General features: G+C 61.5%; 5 protein-coding genes. 3 read left to right on the forward strand and 2 right to left on the reverse strand.

Annotation, left to right across the window (positions count from 1 at the left end):
- Window positions 1-260 precede the first annotated feature (260 nt).
- On the forward strand, window positions 261-1,793 hold the full coding sequence (locus C7I87_RS08135) for an acyl-CoA carboxylase subunit beta (protein WP_149903716.1): 1,533 nt from the start codon (window positions 261-263) through the stop codon (window positions 1,791-1,793).
- 36 nt (window positions 1,794-1,829) lie between these two features.
- Here C7I87_RS08135 and C7I87_RS08140 read toward each other — a convergent pair whose 3' ends face one another.
- On the reverse strand, window positions 1,830-3,359 hold the full coding sequence (locus C7I87_RS08140; protein ID WP_149903717.1) for an NAD(P)H-hydrate dehydratase: 1,530 nt from the start codon (window positions 3,357-3,359) through the stop codon (window positions 1,830-1,832).
- Window positions 3,356-3,550 carry a hypothetical protein gene (locus C7I87_RS08145; protein WP_149903718.1) on the reverse strand — a complete coding sequence of 65 codons (195 nt, stop codon included), beginning with the start codon at window positions 3,548-3,550 and terminating at the stop codon, window positions 3,356-3,358. Before C7I87_RS08145 ends, C7I87_RS08140 begins: the two co-directional genes overlap by 4 nt.
- A gap of 166 nt (window positions 3,551-3,716) precedes the next feature.
- Here C7I87_RS08145 and C7I87_RS08150 point away from each other — a divergent pair, with 166 nt between their 5' ends.
- Window positions 3,717-4,055, forward strand: a complete 339-nt coding sequence (locus tag C7I87_RS08150) for a P-II family nitrogen regulator (protein WP_006205430.1) — start codon at window positions 3,717-3,719, stop codon at window positions 4,053-4,055.
- A 66-nt stretch (window positions 4,056-4,121) separates the two neighbouring features.
- Window positions 4,122-5,531 carry a type I glutamate--ammonia ligase gene (gene glnA, locus C7I87_RS08155; protein ID WP_149903719.1) on the forward strand — a complete coding sequence of 470 codons (1,410 nt, stop codon included), beginning with the start codon at window positions 4,122-4,124 and terminating at the stop codon, window positions 5,529-5,531.
- Window positions 5,532-6,229 lie beyond the last annotated feature (698 nt).

Here is a 6,229-nt window from a genome sequence, read left to right on the forward strand (position 1 = left end):
GCAGGCATCATGCCACGGGGCTTTTTCGCCGCCCTGCCGATTTGCCGGAAAGAGGGAAAACAGACGCAACCAGTCTCATTCGTCGAGAAGGCCGGTGAGTCCGGCCCAAGCGCCTATGTCGCTGCATATGGCTGAGTTCGCCCCGAAATGCAAGGGCTCCATGTTGCAACGCAGCAAAAACGGATTAAAAGCCGACGCTTGCGCTCCCCGACGGGCATCATTACCACAAACGCAGCTTCCGTTTTCTTGGGGACCAAGCGATGAAGGACGTGCTGAAGGAACTCGAGAGGCGACGCGACATCGCCCGCATGGGTGGCGGCCAGGCCCGCATCGACGCCCAGCACAAGAAGGGCAAGCTCACCGCGCGCGAACGCATCGAGGTCTTTCTCGACGAAGGCTCGTTCGAGGAGTTCGACATGTATGTCGAGCATCGCTCGACCGATTTCGGCATGGAGAAGACCAAGATCGCCGGCGACGGCGTCGTCACGGGCTGGGGCACGGTCAATGGCCGTCCGGTCTATCTCTTCGCCAAGGATTTCACCGTGTTCGGCGGCTCGCTGTCGGAAGCCCATGCCGAAAAGGTCATCAAGGTGCAGGAGATGGCGCTGCGCAACCGTGCGCCGATCATCGGTCTCTACGACGCCGGCGGCGCTCGCATCCAGGAGGGCGTGGCGGCCCTTGGCGGCTATGCCGAGATCTTTCAGCGCAACGTGCTCGCCTCCGGCGTCATTCCGCAGATTTCCGTGATCATGGGGCCGTGCGCGGGCGGGGACGTCTATTCGCCCGCCATGACCGACTTCATCTTCATGGTGCGCGACACCTCCTACATGTTCGTCACCGGGCCGGACGTGGTGAAGACCGTGACCAACGAGACGGTAACCGCCGAGAGCCTCGGCGGCGCTTCAGTCCATACGACGAAATCCTCGATCGCTGACGGCGCCTATGACAATGACGTCGAAGCGCTCTTGCAGATGCGCCGGTTGGTTGACCTGCTGCCAGCTTCCAACACGGCCGAGATCCCTGAGATCGAATGCTACCAGTCTGTCACCGACCACGACCTGTCGCTCGACCGGCTGATCCCCGATAACTCCAACAAGCCCTATGATATCAAGGAATTGATCCTGAAGGTCGCCGACGAGGGTGATTTCTTCGAGATCCAGCAGAGTTTTGCGAAGAACATCGTCACCGGTTTCGGGCGGGTCGAGGGCCGCACGGTAGGCTTCGTCGCCAACCAGCCAATGGTGCTGGCGGGTGTGCTCGATTCCGACGCCAGCCGCAAGGCGGCCCGCTTCGTGCGCTTCTGCGACTGTTTTTCTATTCCCATCGTCACCTTCGTCGATGTGCCGGGCTTTCTTCCCGGCACGGCGCAGGAATATGGCGGATTGATCAAGCATGGCGCCAAGTTACTGTTTGCCTATGCCGAGGCCACCGTGCCGAAGATCACCGTCATCACACGCAAAGCCTATGGCGGCGCCTATGACGTGATGGCGTCAAAACACCTGCGCGGCGACATGAATTATGCCTGGCCGACGGCGCAGATCGCCGTCATGGGGGCGAGAGGCGCGGTCGAGATCATCTACCGCAAGGATATCGGAGATGCTGAAAAGATCGCTGCTCATACAAAGACCTATGAGGACCGCTTCCTGTCGCCTTTCGTCGCCGCTGAGCGCGGCTATGTCGACGAGGTGATCATGCCGCATTCGACCCGCCGCCGTATCGCCCGGGCGCTTCGCATGCTGCGCAACAAAGACATGCAGAACCCCTGGAAGAAGCACGACAACATACCGCTGTGAACTGAATGGCGCGGGCATCGCTCAAGCCCGGTTTGATCAGCGCCCGCCTCCGGCAGCAACCAATTCGCGCAGCACCGGCACCAATGCCGGCGGCAAATCCTCGGCGATCAGTCCCGGCCCGAACCGACTGCCGGCCTCGGCATGGATCCAGACCGCCGCGCAGGCCGCTTCGAAAGCCGGCATGCCCTGGGCAAGCAGTCCAGCCGTGATGCCGGACAACACATCGCCCGACCCTGCGGTGGCAAGCCAGGCCGCGCCGTTGGAATTGATCGCTGCCCTGCCGTCCGGAGCGGCGATCACCGTGTCGGCGCCCTTATAGACGATGACGGCATTGGCAGCCGCGGCAGCCACGCGTGCCTTGTCCAGCTTCGACGAGGCATTGTCATCGGCGGTGCCAGGAAACAACCTGGCAAACTCGCCTTCATGCGGTGTCATCACCAACGCGGGCGCGTCCGGCCTGCGGGCGGCTTCGAACAAGACGTCTGGGGCCTCGCGAAATGAAGTGATCGCGTCGGCGTCGAAGACCAGGCCGTCAATTCCGGTGGAGGCGCCCGCCGGTTGGCCCGACGCGAGCAGAGCAAGCGCGAACGCCTGGGTTTTTTCACCGATGCCAAAACCAGGCCCGAGAACAAAGGCCGATGGCCGGCGCTCCCCGACAAATGCCTCAATGTCGGCAGCGTCGTCGGCCCTGCGCAACATGATCGAGGTCAGGTGTGCGGCATTGACTTGCATGGCGTTGCCTGGCGACAGCACGGTCACCGCCCCTGCCCCGCTTCGGGCAGCGGCATGCGCCGAGAGCCGCGCCGCGCCGGTGGCGTTGGGTCCACCGGAAAAGACACCGACATGGCCTCGCTTGTATTTGTGCGCGTCGACGGCCGGCACCGGGAAATCACCCAACCAGAGCGTCGGAGTGTTCTCGAACGTCCGGGGCTGTAGCCGTGCAACGATGTCGTCGCCGATGCCGATATCGGCAAGCACGATCTCGCCGCATCGTGCCCGGCCGGGCAGGAGCAGATGGCCGGGTTTCCTGCGCGCAAAGGTCACGGTGAGGTCGGCTGAAAACGATATGCCGAGCGCCTTGCCGCTGTCACCGGAGATGCCGGAAGGCAGATCGACCGCGACCACTGCCAAATGCAAGTCGGTGGCCAGATCGACCGCCCAGGCGGATTCGCCGTACAGCGGCTTGGATAGCCCTGCCCCGTAAAGCGCATCGACCACGATCGAGCCGCGACCGGCATCAAAGTCCGATAGCGGCCGGGCCTTGATCGGGCATTCCGCGGCGGCGAGTGCCGCGTCGCTATCCGGCCTCGGCAGGCCAGACGCCCAGACCGTGGTGGCGACACCGCTGCCGGCCAGGATGCGGGCGACGACATAGCCGTCGCCGCCGTTGTTGCCCGGGCCGCACAACACATGGACGTGCGCTGCCGAGGGGTAGCGCCTGAGCACTTGGGCCGCGACGGCCTCGCCGGCACGGCGCATCAATCCAATGCCGTCGGTTGGACCTGCTGCAATTGTCAGCCGATCCGCCTCGGCCATTTCGGCGGAAGTAAGAAGTTCGTGGCTCATGGATTGCCGATCCGCATTCGATCAAGCATTGTCCAGTTTTCGGCTCGACGCAAACGGGGAGGAGTTGGCGCTGTCATGGCCACGTCGATCGGCGCAAGGATCACAGGCATCAAGCTGCCCACCTGATGAGCAATTTGCCCGGATATTGGGCAGACATGCGCAGTGGCGCCAGATAGGCTGAAGCCATTCATGCCGCTTCCAATGCAGCGAATGACGCGAATTTGCATCTGGGGGTGACATGGCTTTGAAATCATATGGCACCGCTTCGGTTCCCTCCGACTGGCACAGTTCGTGCTTGATGGAGGCGCAAGCGGGGGCTCACAACCCGTTTTTTTGGCAGTGGAGGCCACTTTTTACATGAAAAAGATCGAAGCGATCATCAAGCCATTCAAGCTGGACGAAGTGAAGGAAGCGCTTCAGGAGGCCGGACTGCAAGGCATCACAGTGACCGAGGCCAAGGGTTTCGGGCGCCAGAAGGGTCACACCGAACTCTACCGCGGCGCCGAATATGTCGTCGACTTCCTGCCCAAGGTGAAGATCGAGGTCGTGCTCGGCGACGATGCCGTGGAAGGCGCGATCGAGGCCATTCGCAAGGCGGCCCAGACCGGCCGTATCGGCGACGGCAAGATCTTCGTCTCCAACATCGAGGAAGTCGTGCGCATCCGCACCGGCGAAACCGGAATGGACGCGGTTTGATCCGAGCCGGCCATCCTCTAAGACACGTCATCCATCAAAAAACGTCAGCACACAGGGATACATGACATGACGACAGCCAAAGACATCATGAAGCAGATCAAGGATAACGACGTGAAATTCGTCGACCTGCGCTTCACCGATCCGAAGGGCAAGCTGCAGCACGTGACGATGGATGTCGTCGAGGTCGAGGAAGACATGTTCGCCGACGGCGTCATGTTCGACGGCTCCTCGATCGCCGGGTGGAAGGCCATCAACGAGTCCGATATGGTTCTGATGCCCGATCCGGACACGGTCCACATGGATCCGTTCTTCGCGCAGTCGACGATGGTCATCCTGTGCGACATCCTCGACCCGGTCTCGGGCGAGTCCTACAACCGCGATCCGCGTGGCACGGCCAAGAAGGCCGAGGCCTACATGAAGTCTGAAGGCATCGGCGACACCATCTATGTCGGCCCGGAAGCCGAATTCTTCGTGTTCGATGACGTCAAGTACAAGGCCGATCCCTACAACACCGGCTTCAAGCTCGATTCGACCGAACTGCCCTCGAACGACGATACCGACTACGAGACCGGCAACCTCGGTCACCGTCCGCGCATCAAGGGCGGCTATTTCCCGGTGCCGCCGATCGATTCGGCGCAGGACATGCGCTCCGAAATGCTGACGGTGCTTGCCGAAATGGGCGTGCGCGTCGAAAAGCATCACCACGAGGTGGCCGCCGCCCAGCACGAACTCGGCATCAAGTTCGACACGCTGGTCCGCAACGCCGACAAGATGCTGATCTACAAGTACGTCGTGCATCAGGTCGCCAACGCCTACGGCAAGACGGCCACCTTCATGCCGAAGCCGATCTTCGGCGACAACGGGTCGGGCATGCACGTCCACCAGTCGATCTGGAAAGGCGGCAAGCCGACCTTCGCCGGCAACGAATATGCCGGTCTTTCGGAAACCTGCCTGTTCTACATCGGCGGCATCATCAAGCATGCCAAGGCGATCAATGCCTTCACCAACCCGCTGACCAATTCCTACAAGCGCCTGGTGCCGGGCTACGAGGCGCCGGTGCTGCTCGCCTATTCGGCGCGCAACCGCTCAGCGTCCTGCCGCATCCCGTTCGGCAGTTCACCGAAAGCGAAGCGCGTCGAGGTCCGCTTCCCCGATCCGGGCGCGAACCCCTACCTCGCTTTCGCCGCCATGCTGATGGCCGGACTCGACGGCATCAAGAACAAGATCCATCCGGGCCAGCCGATGGACAAGGATCTTTACGACCTGCCGCCGAAGGAGCTGAAGAAGATCCCGACCGTCTGCGGCTCGCTGCGCGAAGCGCTGCAGAGCCTCGACAAGGATCGCGGCTTCCTGAAAGCCGGCGGCGTCTTCGACGACGACCAGATCGATAGCTATATCGAACTCAAGATGGCCGAAGTGATGCGCTTCGAAATGACCCCGCATCCGGTCGAATACGACATGTACTATTCGGTCTAAGGTTCCGTTCGGATAGTGCTTTCAAAGCCCTTGAAGGATTTCCCCTTCAAGGGCTTTTTTGCTGGTCCAAAGGGCCCCATCAGATTGCGTGCGGCCAGCCACGCAACCTTGGTCAACTTGCTTTTGTTTTGGGGGACGCATCACAGCTGGAGCAGCCGAGCCTCGTGGCCGCCGGCAGAAGACCTCTGGTCAGGGTGACAAGATCCAGCCAGTGCCCGTTCGAACAGTTGGGGATGGGTGCAATCGAGCGCCAGGAGCGAGCGGCGCACTGCCTCAGGCTGCAATGCCCGCTCGTCCGGCGCCCCCGCCAATGCCGTCGTTCACGAAACCCCCGCCCCGTTCGAACAGCATCGCTTTGGCGTAACCCCAAGATCACGAATACGCATGCGGCGGCGTGACCTGTCAACGCCGCCTGCCGGGGCATAAATCGCCGATTTCGATGTATGAACAGTGGCTTATATAAAGGATCGTTGGCGTACGAACGAGCTGAAACAGGCTGTTTTCCGTGCTTTTTCAACGAAACTCGAAAACGCATGGGACGAGTGGCCGGCAACAGGCGCCAACCAAAGCCTCTCGTTCCGCTAAAATTGCCCGTCCCTTTTCAACCTGACTTTTTTTGGGGGAATTCGCCGCTCCGGGCCAGTCCTGCAAAAGAACCCCGGCGCGATGAACTGACCCCCGAAAGTTGGACACAACCT

The sequence above is a fragment of the Mesorhizobium sp. SARCC-RB16n genome, from assembly GCF_008520305.1.
GTDB lineage: Bacteria > Pseudomonadota > Alphaproteobacteria > Rhizobiales > Rhizobiaceae > Mesorhizobium.

Coding starts and splice junctions, on each gene's coding strand:
- C7I87_RS08135 (WP_149903716.1), top strand. CDS start 261: ATGAAGGACGTGCTGAAGGAACTCGAGAGGCGACGCGACATCGCCCGC.
- C7I87_RS08140 (WP_149903717.1), bottom strand. CDS start 3,359: ATGAGCCACGAACTTCTTACTTCCGCCGAAATGGCCGAGGCGGATCGG.
- C7I87_RS08145 (WP_149903718.1), bottom strand. CDS start 3,550: ATGAATGGCTTCAGCCTATCTGGCGCCACTGCGCATGTCTGCCCAATA.
- C7I87_RS08150 (WP_006205430.1), top strand. CDS start 3,717: ATGAAAAAGATCGAAGCGATCATCAAGCCATTCAAGCTGGACGAAGTG.
- glnA (WP_149903719.1), top strand. CDS start 4,122: ATGACGACAGCCAAAGACATCATGAAGCAGATCAAGGATAACGACGTG.